This is a genomic window from Georgenia sp. G2120 (genome assembly GCF_055326485.1).
The window spans coordinates 70,174-88,308 of sequence record NZ_JBUZNL010000010.1 but is presented as its reverse complement, the minus strand read 5'-3'; the positions used below and the strand labels follow the sequence as shown (position 1 = coordinate 88,308).

14 protein-coding genes are annotated in these 18,135 nt (G+C 72.9%); 13 read left to right on the top strand and 1 reads right to left on the bottom strand.

From position 1 onward, the window contains the following. The first annotated feature begins 60 nt into the window (after positions 1-60). Entirely contained in the window at positions 61-2,769 is a 2,709-nt protein-coding gene (gene polA / locus ACZLMO_RS11935; protein WP_463653875.1) for a DNA polymerase I, read from the top strand. A gap of 100 nt (positions 2,770-2,869) precedes the next feature. Here the strand turns inward: polA and ACZLMO_RS11930 are convergent, their stop codons facing one another. Then, positions 2,870-3,685, bottom strand: a complete 816-nt coding sequence (locus ACZLMO_RS11930; protein WP_463653874.1) for a class I SAM-dependent methyltransferase — start codon at positions 3,683-3,685, stop codon at positions 2,870-2,872. Positions 3,686-3,807: 122 nt separating this feature from the next. Here ACZLMO_RS11930 and ACZLMO_RS11925 point away from each other — a divergent pair, with 122 nt between their 5' ends. The 12 genes from ACZLMO_RS11925 to ACZLMO_RS11870 all read left to right on the top strand — a co-directional run bounded on the left by ACZLMO_RS11925 (position 3,808) and on the right by ACZLMO_RS11870 (position 18,094). Next, positions 3,808-4,224: a hypothetical protein gene (locus ACZLMO_RS11925; RefSeq protein WP_463653873.1), complete on the top strand. Its 417-nt coding sequence runs from the start codon at positions 3,808-3,810 to the stop codon at positions 4,222-4,224. Between the two features lie 7 nt (positions 4,225-4,231). Further along, on the top strand, positions 4,232-5,968 hold the full coding sequence (locus ACZLMO_RS11920) for a hypothetical protein (protein ID WP_463653871.1): 1,737 nt from the start codon (positions 4,232-4,234) through the stop codon (positions 5,966-5,968). A 231-nt stretch (positions 5,969-6,199) separates the two neighbouring features. Beyond that, positions 6,200-7,684: a 30S ribosomal protein S1 gene (gene rpsA, locus ACZLMO_RS11915; protein WP_425714189.1), complete on the top strand. Its 1,485-nt coding sequence runs from the start codon at positions 6,200-6,202 to the stop codon at positions 7,682-7,684. Positions 7,685-7,863: 179 nt separating this feature from the next. Then, on the top strand, positions 7,864-8,487 hold the full coding sequence (locus ACZLMO_RS11910; RefSeq protein WP_463653870.1) for a hypothetical protein: 624 nt from the start codon (positions 7,864-7,866) through the stop codon (positions 8,485-8,487). Between the two features lie 74 nt (positions 8,488-8,561). After that, the gene (locus tag ACZLMO_RS11905; RefSeq protein ID WP_463653869.1) at positions 8,562-9,161 is read left to right on the top strand and encodes a pyroglutamyl-peptidase I; all 600 of its coding nucleotides are present in this window, start codon (positions 8,562-8,564) and stop codon (positions 9,159-9,161) included. Positions 9,162-9,255: 94 nt separating this feature from the next. Then, on the top strand, positions 9,256-10,527 hold the full coding sequence (gene coaE, locus ACZLMO_RS11900; RefSeq protein ID WP_463653868.1) for a dephospho-CoA kinase: 1,272 nt from the start codon (positions 9,256-9,258) through the stop codon (positions 10,525-10,527). Between the two features lie 263 nt (positions 10,528-10,790). Further along, entirely contained in the window at positions 10,791-11,684 is an 894-nt protein-coding gene (locus ACZLMO_RS11895; protein WP_463653867.1) for a hypothetical protein, read from the top strand. Between the two features lie 108 nt (positions 11,685-11,792). Next, positions 11,793-12,530: a hypothetical protein gene (locus tag ACZLMO_RS11890; protein WP_463653866.1), complete on the top strand. Its 738-nt coding sequence runs from the start codon at positions 11,793-11,795 to the stop codon at positions 12,528-12,530. Between the two features lie 403 nt (positions 12,531-12,933). After that, positions 12,934-13,764: a hypothetical protein gene (locus ACZLMO_RS11885; protein WP_463653865.1), complete on the top strand. Its 831-nt coding sequence runs from the start codon at positions 12,934-12,936 to the stop codon at positions 13,762-13,764. A gap of 127 nt (positions 13,765-13,891) precedes the next feature. Beyond that, entirely contained in the window at positions 13,892-15,991 is a 2,100-nt protein-coding gene (uvrB, locus tag ACZLMO_RS11880; protein ID WP_463653864.1) for an excinuclease ABC subunit UvrB, read from the top strand. Positions 15,992-16,243: 252 nt separating this feature from the next. Then, on the top strand, positions 16,244-17,260 hold the full coding sequence (locus ACZLMO_RS11875) for a TerC family protein (RefSeq protein ID WP_425714181.1): 1,017 nt from the start codon (positions 16,244-16,246) through the stop codon (positions 17,258-17,260). 129 nt (positions 17,261-17,389) lie between these two features. Continuing rightward, a complete protein-coding gene (locus tag ACZLMO_RS11870; protein ID WP_425714180.1) occupies positions 17,390-18,094 on the top strand; it encodes a trimeric intracellular cation channel family protein in 705 nt (234 codons plus the stop codon). Positions 18,095-18,135: the final 41 nt, after the last annotated feature.

Genomic DNA, 18,135 nt, shown 5'->3' with positions numbered 1-18,135 from the left:
GCGGCGGCCAGGTCCACTCCGCGCAGGTCGACGTCGGCGGGGGGACCTAGGCTGGGCCGGGTGAGCGACACCACCGACCAGGCCGGCACGACCCACGAGTCGACGCAGGGGCGCCTCCTGCTCGTCGACGGGCACTCGATGGCGTTCCGCGCGTTCTTCGCGCTGCCCGCGGACAAGTTCGTCAACTCCGCCGGGCAGAGCACGAACGCGATCTACGGCTTCGTCGCGATGATGATCAACCTGCTGACGGACGAGCGGCCCACGCACGTGGCCGTCGCCTTCGACACGCACGCGCCGACCTTCCGGGACGAGGAGTACGCCGACTACAAGGGCGGCCGCGACGCCACCCCGGAGGCGTTCAAGGACCAGGTGCCGCTCATCGCCGAGGTCCTGCGCGCCGCGGGCATCGCCACCCTGGAGAAGGACGGGCTCGAGGCGGACGACATCCTCGCCACGCTCGCCCACGAGGGGTCGGCGGCCGGCATGACCGTGTCCGTCGTCTCCGGCGACCGTGACGCGTTCCAGCTGGTCGACGACCGCGTCACCGTGCTCTACCCGATCAAGGGCGTGAAGACGGTGGCCCGCATGACGCCCGCCGCCGTGGAGGAGAAGTACGGCGTCCCGCCGCACCGCTACCCCGAGATCGCCGCCCTGACCGGGGAGACGGCCGACAACCTCCCGGGCGTGCCCGGCGTGGGTCCCAAGACCGCCGCCAAGTGGATCAACCAGTTCGACGGGCTCGACAACATCGTCGCCCGGGTCGACGAGGTGCCGGGCAAGGCGGGCGCCTCGCTCCGCGAGCACCTCGCCGACGTGCTGCGGAACCGGAAGCTCAACCACCTCCTCACCGACGCCGACGTCGGCGCAGCGCTCGCCGACCTGCCGCCCGAGGACCCGGACCGTGTCGAGCTCACCCGCCTGTTCGACGTGCTCGAGTTCACCGAGCTGCGCACCCGGCTGTTCGCCGTCCTGCCGGACGACGGCACGGCGCCCGAGCCCGAGGGTCCCGTCCTCGTCGTCGACAGCCCCGAGGACGGCGGCCTCGGCGCATGGCTCGCCGACCGGGCGGGCGCCAGGCTCGGCCTGTACGTCGAGGGGTCGGGCCGGCCCGGCCGCGGCGAGGCGGTGTCCCTCGCGATCGCCGACGCCCAGGCGCACGCCGTGACCGTCGACCTCACCGAGGTCGCGGGGGACGACGAGGCCGCGCTGCGCGCCTGGCTCGCCGACGCCGACGCGCCCAAGTCCGTGCACGACGCCAAGGCGGCCTGGCACGCGCTGCGCGGCAGCGGCCTCGAGCTCGCCGGTGTCACCTATGACCCGGCGCTGGCCGGCTACATCGCCCGGCCGGACGCCCGGCACCTCGAGCTCGCCGACCTGGCGACGGAGCGCCTCGGCCTCGACCTCGACCCGGCGTCGGGCGCCGCCCAGGGTGAGCTCGACCTCTCCCTCGAGGAGGGGGCGGCCGAGGAGGCCCTCGCCCGGCGCGCCCACGCGAGCCTCGCCCTCGTGCCGTCACTGATGGGCGAGCTCGAGGAGGCCGGCGGCACCGGGCTGCTCACGGACCTCGAGCTCCCGGTGCAGCGCGTGCTGCAGGGCATGGAGGACCGGGGTATCGCGGTGGACACCGACTACCTCGACGGGCTCTCGGGGGAGTTCGGCGCCCAGGTCGAGGACGCCGCCGCGGCCGCCTACGGGGCGATCGACCGGGAAGTCAACCTCGGGAGTCCCAAGCAGCTCCAGGAGGTCCTGTTCGACCAGCTCGACATGCCGCGGACGAAGAAGACGAAGACCGGGTACACGACGAACGCGGACGCGCTCGAGTGGCTCCTCGCGCAGACGCAGCACCCGTTCCTCGTGGCCCTCCTGCGGCACCGCGAGCAGATCAAGCTGCGTCAGACCGTGGACGGGCTGCGCGCGGAGGTGCAGGACGACCGCCGGATCCGCACCACCTTCCAGCAGACCGTCGCCGCCACGGGCCGGCTCAGCTCGAAGGACCCCAACCTGCAGAACGTGCCCGTGCGAAGCGAGGACGGGATGCGCATCCGGCAGGCGTTCGTCGTCAGCGACGCGGGGGAGTCGCTGATGACCGCCGACTACTCGCAGATCGAGATGCGGATCATGGCGCACCTGTCCGGGGACGAGGCGCTCATCGAGGCGTTCCGCTCGGGCGAGGACCTGCACGCGTTCGTCGCCTCGCGCGTGTTCGGCGTCGAGGTCGACGCGGTGACGGCCGAGCAGCGCCGGCGCATCAAGGCGATGAGCTACGGGCTGGCCTACGGCCTCAGCGCCTTCGGGCTCTCCCAGCAGCTCGGCGTCGAGGTCGAGGAGGCTCGCTCCCTGATGGAGGGGTACTTCGAGCGGTTCGGCGGGGTCCGTGACTACCTGCGCGGGGTGCAGGACGAGGCGCGGACGCGCGGGTACACCGCGACGATCCTCGGCCGGCGTCGCTACCTGCCCGACCTCACGTCGGACAACCGGCAGCGCCGCGAGCTCGCCGAGCGCATCGCCCTCAACGCGCCCATCCAGGGCTCGGCGGCCGACATCATCAAGGTGGCGATGATCCGGCTCGACGCGGAGATCGCCCAGCGGGGCCTCGCCTCCGACGTGCTGCTCCAGGTCCATGACGAGCTCGTGCTCGAGGTGGCCCCCGGTGAGCGCGAGGAGGTCGAACAGGTCGTCCGCGACACCATGGGGCAGGCGGCGGAGCTGTCGGTCCCGCTCGACGTCTCGGTCGGCGTGGGCCGGAGCTGGCGCGACGCCGCCCACTGACGTCGAGAGCGCGGCTGAGGACCGCCGGTCGCGGGTCGTTCGTCGTCGTGGCTCGGTCGTTCCCGGTCGAGAGCGCGGCTGAGCGACGACGGGCGAGCAGCTACTCCGGACGTTCGGCGACGACGACGAGCGTGCCGGGCACCAGCGCGCCGCGCTCGGGGCCCCAGCCGCCCCACACGACGTCCCGGCCCGCGGGCCAGCCGGGCTCGACGAGGTCGACCACCCGCAGACCCGCCGCGACGACGTCGCGCACGTGGTCGCCGACCGTGCGGTGGAACTCCGCGTAGGTCACCGCCCCCGACTCGGTCTCGACGTACGGCCGCCGGTCCCAGTAGGAGCGGCTGACGGTCGTGCCCGCGAGCGTCGGGTCGTCGGGGAACATCCACCGCGCGGGATGGGTGACGGAGGCGACCCACCGGCCGCCCGGGCGCAGCACGCGGGCCGCCTCGGCGTGCACGCGGTGGGCGTCGGGGACGAACGGGATCGCGCCGAAGGCGGTGAACACGGCGTCCGCGCAGGCGTCGGGCAGCGGGAGGGCGCGGGCGTCCGCCAGGAGCGTCGGCGTGCGGATCCCGGTGGCCCGGTCGAGGTCGCCGGCAGCGGCGAGCATCCCCTCCGCGACGTCGGTGGCGAGCGCCCGCACCCCCTGTGCGGTGAGCCAGCGCGAGCACTGCGCAGCCCCGGCACCGACCTCGACCACGAGCCGCCCACGCAGCGCCTCGATGTCCCCGAGCAGGTGGGCGTCGGCCTCCCGCAGGCCCTCCGGGCACCACACGAGGTCCGCCGCGCCGAGGGTCGAGCCGTGCTCGGCGAGGTACTCGGTCGCGTCCGCGGACCAGGCCGCCGCGTTCGCCCGCGCCGCAGCCTCGCCGTCGACGTCGCGAAAACCCGACCAGGGCCCCTCGGATCCGCTCACCGGCCGATGCTCCCACGCTCCCTCGACGGCGGGGGAGCGCTCCACGTCCCGACGACGCACCACCCGTGCGGCGAGGCGCTACCGTCCTGGCAGGGCACCCGCCCGCGGAACCAGGGAGCGACATGAGCACCGGATACGGATGGAACGAGCAGGACCCGTATGCGCACGGGGACCCCCAGGCGCGCGGGGTGTATCCCGAGCACGGCCGCAGCGGGCAGTTCTCCGGCTCCGACCCCTCCTCCGCGGGCTCCCCGGGCGCGGCACAGCAGCCCTCCGGCGTGCAGAGCTACGGCAACCCGGGCTACACCGGCCAGAACTACGCCGGGCAGGGCTACGTCGGCCAGCAGCCCTACGGCGGCCAGAACCTCGGCGGCCCCGACCTCGGGCCGCGCAACGACTACGGCCGCGCGCCGGCCGACACCGACGCCGGTCGCGGTGGGGCGCACAAGGCATCGGTCGCGGCGATCGCCATCTACGTCGGGCTCTTCGTCGGGCTGCCCGTGCTGATCGCGCTCATCGGCGTCGCGGTCGCGCTCTAGGACCGGCGTGGGTGACGCGCGGTTCCGGCCGCCGCCCGGGGGCCGCGACCGGAGGCGTGAGCCCTCGGACCACTACCTGCGCGGCTACGGGATCGAACGTGAGGAGCCCGGGCCTGGAGGAGACCGGACGCCCGTGCCCGGTCGGCTCGACAGCTTCGAGCAGCTCACGCGTCGACACCGGCCCGACGCCGGGCCGACGAACCCCACCGGTCCCGCTCCGTCCGCCCGTCCCGCGGATCCGGCGACCACCTCCGGGCCGCAGCGCGCGACCCGGCCGTCGGGATTCCGCGCCGACGCCCCGCACGCCTCGCGCTACCCCGCGATGCGCGGCGTACGGATCGGCACCCGTACCTACGGGCCGGTCACGCTCGCGCTCGTCGTCGTCCTTCTGCTCGTCGGCCTCGTCCTCTCGTGGTCCGGCCTCATCGGCACGTCGACCGACCCCGACCCGCCGCCCGGCGGCGGCCCCGAGGACGATCCCGCCCCGGCGGCGACGGACTTCCCGGTCCTGTGGGAGGCGGAGGTCACGGCGCTGTCCGACCTCGCGGACGCGCGGCTGCGGGGCAACGTCGACGGATCCTTCGACGACGAGGGGGTGCTCGACTCCGACGGCAGGTGGGCGGTCGTCGCCCAGGACCCGGAGACCCTCGAGGCGGAGCTCGTCGGCGTGGACCCGGGCACGGGGGAGCCCACCTGGACCCGCGCGCTCAGCCACGTGCTGTGCGCGCGCAACCCCGCACCCGGCGGGAGCTACGCCTGCCTCGAGGCGACGGGCACCGACGACGACGGGCTCGGCACCGCGTGGACCGCGCACCTCATCGACCCGGTCACGGGGGAGTCGACCGGCACCGCCGAGATCGAGGGCTACCTGTCCTCCCTCTACGTCCTCGGCGACACTCTCGTCGTCCTCGACCAGCCGGGCGGCGGCACCGACGTGGTCCTCCACGGGTACGACGCCGACTCGCTCGAGCAGACGTGGTCGCTCGAGCTCGGCCCCGAGGTCTCCGACGCCATGCTCGCCGGGGACCAGCGGATCGTCGTCGGCGGCACCGGGGAGCGCGGTGACGCGCTGCTCGACCGGCCACGCTGGCGCCCCGTCTCCGAGACCGTGCTCGCGCTCGGGGCGGGGCAGCGCACGGCGATCGTCGACGTCGGTGCCGGTGAGCTCGTCACCGCCCGGCCGTGCACCCGCTTCTCGACCGACGGGTCGACGATGTGGTGCAACGAACCGGGCGCCGGGTCCGTCGCCATGGAGGTCGACGGCACCGAGCTGTGGCGGGACCCGCACAACCGGCTCGCGGCGACCACCGCTCTCGACCCGGACACCCGGGTCGTCCCGCTGGTCCTCGACGGCGATCGGCGGCTCCTTCGCCACGACCTCGAGGAGGGCCGCGCCGACTCCGTCCTCCTCGACCCCGGGGTGACCGACACGTTCGCCGGCGCCCTCGAACCGGGCGGCGAGGTCGCCGGCGAGCACGTCCTCGTTCGTGGGGAGCCCGACACCCACCTGCTGAGCGCGGACCGCTCGGACGTCGTCGGCGTCGTCGGGGAGGAGCTGTTCCCCGAGGGCGTGCTCGAGCGCGGGGACACGCTCGTGGTCGACGACGGCGACCTCGTGGCCGTCGACCCCGGGACGGCGGCGGTCGTCGACACGTGGGGTGCGCCGTCCGCCGGCTACCTCGAACCGGTCGGTGACGCCGTCGTGCTGCACGGGAGCGAGGAGCTCGTCCGGCTCGACTGGTGAGCCGGCGGCCCCACGGTGCGTCGTCCGTCGAGGAGGTACCGTCGAGCCGAGCCGCCGCTCGTGAGGCCCGTCACGAGGTGGCGCCGCCGCGCCGTCGTGCTTGTCCCGGTTTGCGAGCGCGGGTACCATTCAACGTCGGCGCCGTCTGTCCGCGCGCACGCGCGGCCCACGAGAACCGCCGTAGTCCCTGTCCGCTCGATCATCCCTGTCCGCATCGGAGTTTCCCTCTACATGACCACCACCACCCCCGCCCCGACCACCCCGCAGGTCGCGATCAACGACATCGGCTCCGAGGACGAGCTCCTCGCCGAGATCGACAAGACCATCAAGTACTTCAACGACGGGGACATCGTCGAGGGCACCATCGTCAAGGTGGACCGCGACGAGGTCCTGCTCGACATCGGTTACAAGACCGAGGGCGTCATCCTCTCCCGCGAGCTGTCCATCAAGCACGACGTGGACCCCGACGAGGTCGTGGCCGTGGGCGACCAGATCGAGGCGCTCGTCCTCCAGAAGGAGGACAAGGAGGGTCGCCTCCTGCTGTCGAAGAAGCGCGCCCAGTACGAGCGCGCGTGGTCGTCGATCGAGAAGATCAAGGACGAGGACGGCGTCGTCACGGGCAAGGTCATCGAGGTGGTCAAGGGTGGCCTGATCGTCGACATCGGCCTGCGCGGCTTCCTCCCGGCGTCGCTCGTCGAGATGCGTCGCGTCCGCGACCTCCAGCCCTACGTGGACAAGGAGATCGAGGCCAAGATCATCGAGCTGGACAAGAACCGCAACAACGTGGTCCTGTCCCGCCGTGCCTGGCTCGAGCAGACCCAGTCCGAGGTCCGCTCGCACTTCCTCAACACGCTGCAGAAGGGCCAGGTCCGCCCCGGCGTCGTGTCCTCGATCGTCAACTTCGGTGCGTTCGTCGACCTGGGCGGCGTGGACGGCCTCGTGCACGTCTCCGAGCTGTCCTGGAAGCACATCGACCACCCGTCCGAGGTCGTCGAGGTCGGCCAGGAGGTCACCGTCGAGGTGCTCGACGTCGACATGGACCGCGAGCGTGTCTCCCTGTCGCTCAAGGCGACCCAGGAGGACCCGTGGCAGACCTTCGCCCGCACGCACGCCATCGGCCAGGTCGTGCCCGGCAAGGTCACCAAGCTCGTCCCGTTCGGTGCGTTCGTCCGCGTCGAGGACGGCATCGAGGGCCTCGTGCACATCTCCGAGCTGGCCCAGCGCCACGTCGAGGTGCCGGAGCAGGTCGCGAAGGTCGGTGACGAGCTCTTCGTCAAGGTCATCGACATCGACCTCGAGCGTCGCCGCATCTCGCTCTCGCTCAAGCAGGCCAACGAGGGCGTCGAGCCGGACTCCGAGGACTTCGACCCCTCGCTGTACGGCATGGCGACCGACTACGACGAGCAGGGCAACTACAAGTACCCCGAGGGCTTCGACCCGGAGACCAACGAGTGGCTCGAGGGCTTCGAGGCGCAGCGCGAGGCCTGGGAGGCCGACTACGCGGCCGCCCACTCCCGCTGGGAGGCCCACAAGGCGCAGATCGCGGCGTCGCGCGAGGCCGAGGCGGCCGGCGACGACGTCGCGGACGAGGTCGTGGACGGTGGCGACGACCTCGCCGCGTCCTACTCCTCCGACGCGCCGGCCGACGAGGCCGCGGGCACGCTCGCGTCCGACGAGGCTCTCGCCGCCCTGCGGGAGAAGCTCACGGGCAACTGACCCGAGAACGCACCAGAGGTCCGACGGACCGTCACCGGACGCCCGGCTCCCTGACGAGGGGCCGGGCGTCCGGCATGTCCGGGACCGGCGCCTACCGGGCAGGGGTACCCCTCATCCGCGGTGCCCGGCGCCGCGGCCAGGCCCTACTCTCGCCGCAGCAGCCACCGAGAGGACCCCTCATGCGCACCCACGCCCCCACCTCCGTCCCGTCCGCCACGCGCTCGACCGCCGGCCGTGGAGGACGCGCGCGTGCCACCGTCGCCGGCGTCCTGCTCGCCGCCGGCCTCGCGGCGTGCGACGACCCGGTCGGCCCCACCGAGGACCCCACCGTGACCGACCCGACGGACGCCCCCGAGGTCGACGCGGCCTACCCGGTCGACCTCGAGATCGAGGTCGAGTCCCTGTCCGGCTCGGTCCCGCCGCCGCACGACTCGCTGGAGACGGTGACCGTGGGCCCGGAGGGGATCACGTACACGGCCGGCTCCCGCTACGAGGACGAGCCCCGGTTCACCGAGACCGTCGACACGCAGGAGGGCGACCTCGAGGAGGTGATGGCGGCCTGGGAGGCGCTCGACGTCCCCGTCGACACCGGGGACGACTACGACGACTCGCACTCGAGCCAGGGCGTCGGCGGTGCGTACGTCATCACGACCGTCACCGGCACCGGGTACGACTCGACCGCCACCGGCGACTCGCAACCGATGTGGGACCTCGTCGACGCGGCGCTGTCGCTCGTCCCGCAGGACGTCCGCGACGAGGGCCAGGCGGTCATCGACGAGTACAACGCGAGCGACGAGGGCTGACGGGAGACGTTCCCGGAGCACTAGCCTGTCCGGGTGACCGCCGCCCTCGCCCGTCCTTGCCGTGAGGCCGCCCGATGACCGCCGGCACCGTCGTCGTCACCGGTTTCGGCCCGTTCGGGACCCACACCGAGAACCCGAGCGCCGACGTCGTCCGCGCCCTGGAGGCCGACCCGGGACACGTCCCCGGGATCCGGCTCGTCACGGAGGTCCTGCCCACCTCCTTCGCCCGCGCCACCGCCCGCGTGCGCGAGCTCGTGGCCGAGCACGAGCCGGTCGTCCTGCTCGCCCTCGGGCTCGCCGAGGACCGCACCCTCCTCACCGTCGAGCGGGTCGGCGTCAACCTCGTCGACGCGCGGATCCCGGACGTCGACGACGAGAGGCCCGTGGACGTCCCCGTCCGCCCGGGCGGTCCGGACGCCCACCTGGCGACGATCGACGTGCGGTCGGCGATCGCCGCGGCCCGCGGGGCAGGCGTCGAGGCGACCACGTCCGCGAGCGCGGGCCTCTACGTCTGCAACGCGGTCCTGTACACCGCGCTCGACGCCTCCCGGGAATCGGGCGCCGACACGGTCGCCGGCTTCGTCCACCTCCCGCCGGCCGGCCACCTCCCGGTCGGCGACGCCACGCGGGCCGTGCGCGCGATCGTCTCCGCGCTGGCCCCGGGCGCGTCGTGAGCCTCGGACGTCCGCGCGGGACCACGAGGGGGAACGAGCGGCCCGGAGCCGGCCGGACGCCCGGCGGTCGGGCGACGCCAGGACGGACCGGGGCGTGCTGAGCGTCGGCCTCACCGGGGGGATCGCCGCCGGGAAGTCGACCGTGGCCGCCGAGCTCGTCAGGCTCGGCGCCGTCCTCGTCGACGCCGACGTCCTCGCCCGCCAGGTGGTCGAGCCGGGCACCCCCGGCCTCGCGGCGATCGCCCGGGAGTGGGGGAGCGGGATGCTCCGCGCGGACGGGAGCCTCGACCGGGAGGCCCTCGGCGCCGTCGTGTTCGCCGACCCGGCCGCCCTGCGCCGCCTCGGCGAGATCACCCACCCGCTCGTGCTCGCCGAGCACGAGCGGCTCGAGCGCGAGGCGGTCGACGCGGACCCGGCGGCGATCGTCGTGCACGACGTGCCGCTCATCGTCGAGAACGATGTGGCGCACCGGTACCACCTCGTCCTCGTGGTCCACGCGCCCGAGGGACTGCGGGTCCGTCGGATGGTCGAGCACCGGGGCATGACGGCCGAGCAGGCCCGTGCCCGCGTGGCCGCGCAGGCCACGGACGAGCAGCGGCGCGCCGTCGCCGACGTGTGGCTCGACAACACGGGGTCCGAGGACGAGCTCGTCGCGGCTGTGCGCCGGGCCTGGCACGGGCGGCTGCGCCCCTACGAGGAGAACGTCCGCACGGGGACGGTCGCCGAGCGCTCCGGCGGCCCGGTGCTGCGCGATCCCGCCGAGCTCGATGCAGGCGGCGGCACGACCGTCGGCCGGCTCTGGGCGTCGACGGGTGCGCGACTCGTCGCGCGACTCGGCGCGGCCCTCGAGCAGGCCGGGGTGGCGGCGGACGTCTCCCACATCGGGTCGACGGCCGTGCCCGGCCTCGCGGCGAAGGACGTGCTCGACCTCCAGGTCGGCGTCGACGACCTGGGGGACGACCGCGTGCCGGACGTGCTCGCCCGCGCCGGGTTCCCCACCCGCCAGGCGGACGGCTGGGACCACCCCCACCCGCCGGCCGGTGACCGACCGTGGCCCAAGCGGTTCCACCGGAACGCCGACCCCGGGCGGGCCGTCAACCTCCACGTGCGCGAGACCGGATCGCCCGGCTGGCGCTGGGCGCTGGCCTTCCGGGACGCCCTGCGCGACGATCCCGACGTCCGGTCGGACTACGCCACGATGAAGCGGGCGATGGCTCGGAGGCACGCGGACGACCCCCGCACGGGCGGGTACGCGGAGGCGAAGGAGCCATGGTTCGATCTCCACGGCTCCGCGATCGTCACCGAGCGGCTCGCCTCCCAGCCCGTCGAACCCGACCTCGACCTGCGGGACCCGGACGCTGCGTGACCCGCGAGCTGGGTGTGCGTCAGAGCGTCGTGCCTGGTCACAGGACCGGACCCGATGGGGTGGGGTGCCCTCCCCTCCGAAAGTGCCGCCCAGGGCGTCTGCTTCGCCCTACCTTTCAACCAGTGGCAGACGGACGGTTCGGCCCGCGAGGATTCGCGGGTGCGGACCACCGCCACACGGATCACGGACGGTGAGCCGCCCGGGAGCCGGACGCCCCTACCATCCACGCAGGCGCACCCGCCTCGAGACAGAGAGAGAAGCACATGAGCATCTCCATGAACCGCCGCCGTGCGGCGACCGCCGGAATCGTCCTCCTGGCCGCCTCCGGCATCGCCGCTTGCAGCGAGTCCGGCCCGATCGCCCCCACGGGGGAGCCGCCGGCCCCGCCGTCGACGGAGGCCCCGACCACCGACACCCCGCCCACCACCGAGGCGCCGCCGACCACGGAGGAGCCCCCGACCACGGAGGAGCCCCCGACCACGGAGGAGCCCCCGACGACCGAGGAGCCGACCTCGGAGGCGCCGCCCGCGAGCGGCGGCGGCGGCGAGGGAGTCAACGTCTCGGGCGAGCTCACCGGCCAGGTCCCCGCCGGCGGCTCCGCCACCCTCACCCTCGAGGTCACCGAGCGCGCGGCCGTCGCGGTCGGCGCCACCTCGACCGACGGCGGCGACCTGCAGATGGGCATCTCCGGCGGCGGCATCGACACGGGCATCGACGACACCTACGGGTACGCCGACATCTTCAGCTTCGACCAGGGCAGCCTCGACCCCGCGATCACGCAGGTCCTCGAGCCCGGCAGCTACACGATCGACATCTCCGAGTTCGGCGGCGACGCCGCGCAGTACCAGGTCGAGGTCCTCTCGGGCACCACGGTGATCCCGGCGGGCGGCACCGCCAACCTCGAGGTCTCGGGCTCCGCCGCGACCCTCGCCATCGGCGAGCTGGCCACCGGCAACGAGTCCATCGCGACCAACGGAGACATGGACTCGGTCCTGTGGGCGTTCATCCCGTCCACGCACACCGCCTACGAGGACGACGACGGCGGCGACAGCCTCAACTCGCTCATCACCCTCCCGGGCGAGAGCGTCGAGCCGATCGTCATCGCCGTCAACAGCTACGGCAGCTCCGGTGGCACCACGTCGGTCGGCCTGAGCTGACCCTCCTCACCGCACGCGGCGGCCGGCACCTCGGTGCCGGCCGCCTCGGCGCGCCCGGCGACCGTTGACCACGCCGACCCACGACCCCGAACACACGGAGGTAGCACCATGCGAACGACCCGAGCACGACGCGCACTGACGACGACGGCGGCGGTCGCCGCCCTCGGCCTCGTCCTGGCCGCCTGTGGCGGCGAGGAGGAGTCCGAGGAGCCCACCGAGCCCTCGAGCTCGGAGACCGACACGCAGGACAACGCGGAGTCCGGCTCCGACGACGCGGACCAGGCGCCGCAGAGCTCCGAGTCGGACTCCGCCGCGGCCGGCGACACCGAGACCGGTTCCGACGGCGCCGCGGGCGGCTCCGGGGAGACCGAGTCCGGGGGCATGCCCGAGATCGGGTCCGACGGTGACACGGGTGCCGACACCGGGGCCGAGGCGCCGCCGGTCGGCGAGCCCCTCACCGAGATCACGGCCGAGCACATGGTGATGACGGCGCACATGATCCCCGAGGGCGACGCGACCTACGCCGAGGTCGTCACCCTCCAGGGCGACTCGATCGCCTACCTCTACGGCGACACCGCGGAGCAGCAGGCAGAGGTCGAGGAGACCATCGAGCTCGACCCGGGCACGGGGGACGAGATCCGCGCGGAGCTCGTCGAGCTCGGCCTGCCCGCGGGCTCCGACCTCGACGGACCGCCCGACGAGACCGACGTCGAGATGTACTTCTGGCAGGTCGGGGACATGACGACCGGGACGACCATCGCCGGGAGCGCCGGCGATGTCGCGCTCGACGAGAGCGTCTACGACGTCCTCATCGCCCACGTCCCCGAGGACATGCGCGAGGTCTGACCGGGCGGGACATCACGCGCGTCGGGCCGGCACGGCCCGCGCCCACGGCGGCGGACGCTCCACCACAGAGCGGCCGCCACCCTCGTCGTGTACAGCCCGACAAAGAAGCGCAACCCCTCGGGGAGCGGTCCCCATGGCAGCTCGACCGCGCCGGGCCGGCCTCCGACGCACCCGGCGACGTCCGGCATCGGTGCAGGTCAGAGCGCTGCCGGGCGACGGGAGGCTGCCGAGCCCCGACGCCGCCGGGCCGCCGCGGCGCCGGGGAGGTGTGCCCTGCCCCACACCGACCCTGGACCGGCGTCGTCGTCCTCCCTAACTTGATGATCAGTCCCCGGATCACCGGTGACGGCCCGACGAGCAGCACCGCCCGCGGGTCGAGAGCCACACCCCCCTTGGAGCGATCATGAACACCACCGTCCTTCGCCGCATCGGTGCGGCCGCCGCTGTCCTCGTCGTCGGAGCGGGCATGTCTGCCTGCGCCGGTGACGACATCCCGCCCGTCGGCGGCCCCGGCGGCTCCGGCGCCGGCCCCGTCGACCCCGGCCCGGGCCCCGCCGCCCCCGAGAGCACCCTGTACGGCGACGGCGTCCACGAGACCGTCCGTGTCGAGGCCTTCGACGGCACCCTCGTGGGCGTCTCGGGCTCGGGGGAGATGCTCGAGGGTGACGAGTGGAACGGCCGCCTCGTCGTCGACGAGCGCTCGGCCATCGCGCTCGCGGCCCTCGCCGACGACGAGGACATGGTGATCGAGATCTCCGGCAACGGCGTCGACCAGCGCTTCGACGACAGCTCCGACCACCTCGACCTCCTCGGCGGGACGGACAACGTCTTCGACGCCGCCGCGGTCACGGTCCTCGACGCCGGTGTCTACGACCTCACCTTCTCCGAGTACTCCGGCGACGCGACCGCGATGGAGTTCGAGCTCATCAGCGGCACGGCGCAGATGGACCGCTTCGGCTCCACGAGCGTCGACCTGCCCGCCGACTCCTTCGCGCTCGCGATCGTCGACGTCGACTCGGGCCCGGCGCTCGTCTCCGCCGACAGCCCGGACGTGGACCCCGTCCTCCACGTCGTCGGCTCGGACGGCTCGAGCTGGAGCAACGACGACAACGAGATCGGCCTGTCCAACTGGCGGGCGGCCGCGATCGAGTCCGGCAACCTCGTCGGCCCGGCGGTCGCGATCGTCGAGTCCTACACCGGCGCGGGCGGCTTCGTCTCCCTCGTCGTCACCTGACCGACCGGGCGGGCCGGCCGCGGCCCGACAACACCATCGACGTCCGGCAGCGGCCGGGACGTGGAGCGGGTCACCGCACCGCGTCCCGGCCGCCGCCGTTGTGGGCGGCGGGTCGTAGGTTGGGACCATGCGCGAGGTCATCGACATCCAGCGGGACGACGCACCGTTCGAGGTCATCTCCGACTACACCCCGGCGGGCGACCAGCCCAAGGCGATCGCGGAGCTCACAGAGCGGCTCCGGGCCGGCGAGAAGGACATCGTGCTGCTCGGCGCCACCGGCACCGGCAAGTCGGCGACCACGGCCTGGCTCGTCGAGCAGGTCCAGCGCCCCACGCTCGTCATGGCGCCGAACAAGACCCTCGCCGCCCAGCTCGCCACCGAGTTCCGCGAGCTGCTCCCGAACAACGCGGTCGAGTACTTCGTCTCGTACTACGACTACTACCAGCCCGAGGCGTACGTGCCCCAGACGGACACGTACATCGAGAAGGACTCCTCGATCAACGACGAGGTCGAGCGCCTGCGCCACAGCGCGACCAACTCGCTGCTCACCCGGCGGGACACCGTCGTCGTCTCGTCGGTCTCGTGCATCTACGGCCTGGGCACGCCCACCGAGTACGTCGACCGGATGATGCACCTGACGCGGGGCGAGCAGATCGACCGCGACGCGCTCCTGCGCCGGTTCGTCGAGATGCAGTACACGCGCAACGACCTCGCCTTCACCCGCGGCACGTTCCGGGTCCGCGGCGACACGATCGAGATCATCCCGGTCTACGAGGAGCTCGCGATCCGGATCGAGATGTTCGGCGACGAGATCGACGCGCTCTCCTACCTTCACCCCCTGACCGGGGACGTCGTCAGCACGCCGGGCTCCGTCCACGTCTTCCCGGCCTCGCACTACGTGGCGGGCGCCGAGCGCATGGAGCGTGCGATCCGCTCGATCGAGGACGAGCTGCGGGAGCGCCTCGCCGAGATGGAGTCCGCCGGCAAGCTGCTCGAGGCCCAGCGCCTGCGGATGCGCACGACCTACGACCTCGAGATGATGCAGCAGATCGGGACCTGCTCGGGGATCGAGAACTACTCACGGCACATCGACGGCCGCGGGCCGGGCACCGCCCCGCACACCCTCCTCGACTACTTCCCGGAGGACTTCCTTCTCGTCATCGACGAGTCGCACGTGACCGTCCCGCAGATCGGGGCGATGTTCGAGGGCGACATGTCCCGCAAGCGCACCCTGGTCGAGCACGGGTTCCGCCTGCCCTCGGCGATGGACAACCGGCCGCTGCGCTGGACGGAGTTCCTCGAGCGCATCGGCCAGACCGTCTACCTCTCGGCCACGCCGGGGGACTACGAGCTCGGCCAGTCGGACGGGGTGGTCGAGCAGATCATCCGGCCCACCGGCCTCATCGACCCCGAGGTCGTCGTCAAGCCCACCGAGGGCCAGATCGACGACCTGCTCGGCGAGATCCGGGACCGGGTGGACAAGGACGAGCGCGTCCTCGTCACCACGTTGACGAAGAAGATGGCCGAGGACCTCACGGACTACTTCCTCGAGCGCGGCGTCAAGGTCCAGTACCTCCACTCCGACGTCGACACCCTCCGCCGGGTCGAGCTCCTCCGGGAGCTGCGCACCGGGTCGGCGGACGTGCTCGTCGGCATCAACCTCCTGCGCGAGGGCCTCGACCTCCCGGAGGTCTCGCTCGTGGCCATCCTCGACGCCGACAAGCAGGGCTTCCTGCGCTCGTCGAAGTCCCTCATCCAGACGATCGGCCGCGCCGCCCGCAACGTCTCCGGCCAGGTGCACATGTACGCCGACGCCGTGACGGAGTCGATGCAGTTCGCGATCGAGGAGACCGAGCGCCGCCGCGAGAAGCAGCTCGCCTACAACGCGGAGCACGGGATCGACCCGACCCCGCTGCGCAAGCGGATCGCCGACGTCACGGACATGCTCGCCCGCGAGCAGATCGACACCGCCGAGCTGCTCGAGGGCGGCTACCGCCAGGAGGGCGGCGGGAAGGCGTCCCGGCAGGCCGGGCGCGGTGCGGCCGGCGGTGCGGGGGAGGGCGCGGGCGCGAAGGCGGCGTCGGAGCTCGTCGAGCTCATCACGGAGCTCACCGGGCAGATGAACGCGGCCGCCGAGGAGCTGCAGTTCGAGCTGGCCGGCCGGCTGCGGGACGAGATCGCCGAGCTGAAGAAGGAGCTCCGTCAGATGAGGGCCGGCCAGGCCTGAGCCGACGGCGGCGGTCGGCCGCACGTGACGGTCCGGCGCCGGGGCTTCGTCGTCGTCGAGCGAGGTATCTCTCTCCCGCCTGGCCGGACGGGTGCCGAGGAGGTCGGGTAGCCTCGCACCGACGGAGGGGAGTATTCCCCCGCAGCGACAGTCGTCACCACGGCGGGACCCTCCCGCTCGGCGTCGCGGCCCACCACGGTGGGCGGAAGAGACCTCCGGTACCAGCTCACTCGACGTACCGGAGAGGTATGCATGGACGTTCACGCGATCGCCTGGATCGGACTGGCCGCGGTCATCCTCACGATGATCACCATCGACATCGTGGGGCACGTGCGCACGCCGCACGAACCCACCCTCAAGGAGGCCGCCTGGTGGTCGGTCGCCTACATCGCGATGGGCGTCGCCTTCGGGTTCGTCGTCTGGTACTTCTGGGGCAGCGGCTTCGCCGGTGAGTACTTCGCCGGGTACGTGACCGAGAAGTCGTTGTCGATCGACAACCTCTTCGTGTTCGTCATCATCATCGCCGGGTTCCGGGTGCCGCGGAAGTACCAGCAGGAGGCCCTGCTCGTCGGCATCATCATCGCGCTCGTCCTGCGGCTGGTCTTCATCCTCATCGGTGCCGCGCTCGTCGAGCGGTTCGTGTGGATCTTCTTCATCTTCGGCGCGTTCCTGCTCTACACCGCGATCTCCCAGGCCCGTCAGGGCGTCGAGAAGCCGGGCGACGACGAGGAGTACCAGGAGAACTGGTTCATCCGCTTCACCCGCCGGATCCTCCCCGTCACCGACGGCTTCGAGGGCGGCAAGCTGATCGCCCGCCACGGCGGGAAGACCTTCATCACCCCGCTCCTCCTGTGCATCATCGCCCTCGGCGCGGCGGACGTCATGTTCGCCGTCGACTCGATCCCGGCGATCTTCGGCATCACGCAGGAGGCCTACCTCGTCTTCGCGGCGAACGCCTTCTCGCTGCTCGGACTGCGTCAGCTCTACTTCCTCATCGACGGGCTGCTCGACCGCCTCGTCTACCTCCACTACGGCCTGGCCGCGATCCTCGGGTTCATCGCCATCAAGCTGCTCATCCACGCCTTCCACGGCTACGAGATGCTCGAGGCGATCCCGGAGCCGAGCATCGCGTTCTCGCTCAGCTTCATCGTCGTCGCGCTCGTCATCACCGTGGTGGCCTCGCTGGCGAAGAGCCGGAAGCTGCAGGCCGAGGGCCGCACGGCCGAGGACCCGCTGGCGAACGGCAGCCACCACTCCGACGAGTCCTGACCTCGTCGTCGGGTCCGCACCACGCTCGCTGCCCCGGCGCGCCACCCCCACGGGTGCCGCGCCGGCGGCACGTGAGCAGGTGACGGGCCCTCGTGCCGGCGTGGCGCGAGCTGCTGGCACGATGTCGTGGTGCTGACCGAGAGCGTGCTGGGCGCCGCCGCCGACGCGGGACGTTTCCAGGCCCTCTTCGACGCGGTCGACCTCCTCGGCGTCCTCGCCAACGGGGTGCTCGGCGCGGCCGTGGCGCGCGCCCTGCGGATGGACCTCGTCGCCTTCGTCACCCTCGGCATCATCTCGGGCCTCGGCGGCGGCCTCATCCGGGACACCCTCCTGCAGGTTCCGCCGGTCGCCCTCGCCGAACCGGCCTACCTCGGCACCGCGCTCGCCGGCGCGCTCATCGGCTACCTCGTGCCGTTCGACGGGCGGTGGAGCAACCGGGTCCTCGTCGTGGCCGACGCCCTCGCGCTCGGCTGCTGGTCCGCCATCGGGACTCTCAAGGCGGTGCACCTCGGCCTCGCCCCGATCCCCGCCGTCCTCATCGGCCTCATCACCGCGGTCGGCGGGGGCATGGTGCGCGACGTGCTCGTCGGCCGTGTGCCCGCCGTCTTCGGCGGCAACACCCTCTACGCGGTGCCCGCCGTCACCGGATCGATCGTCATGGTGGTCGGCGCGACGATCGAGCAGGAGGCGATCGCGTTCGCCGTGGCGATCCTCGTCACGGCCGGATTCGCCCTCCTCGCCCGGTCGCGTGGCTGGCAGCTGCCGGGGGAGGCGCCCCGGCTGGCGCTCCCGCGCGTGCCGAGGCGGCGGAACCGGCGCGACGACCAGGCCTGACGGGGCGTCCGGAGACCTGGCGAGGTGGTCGGGGAGCGGGT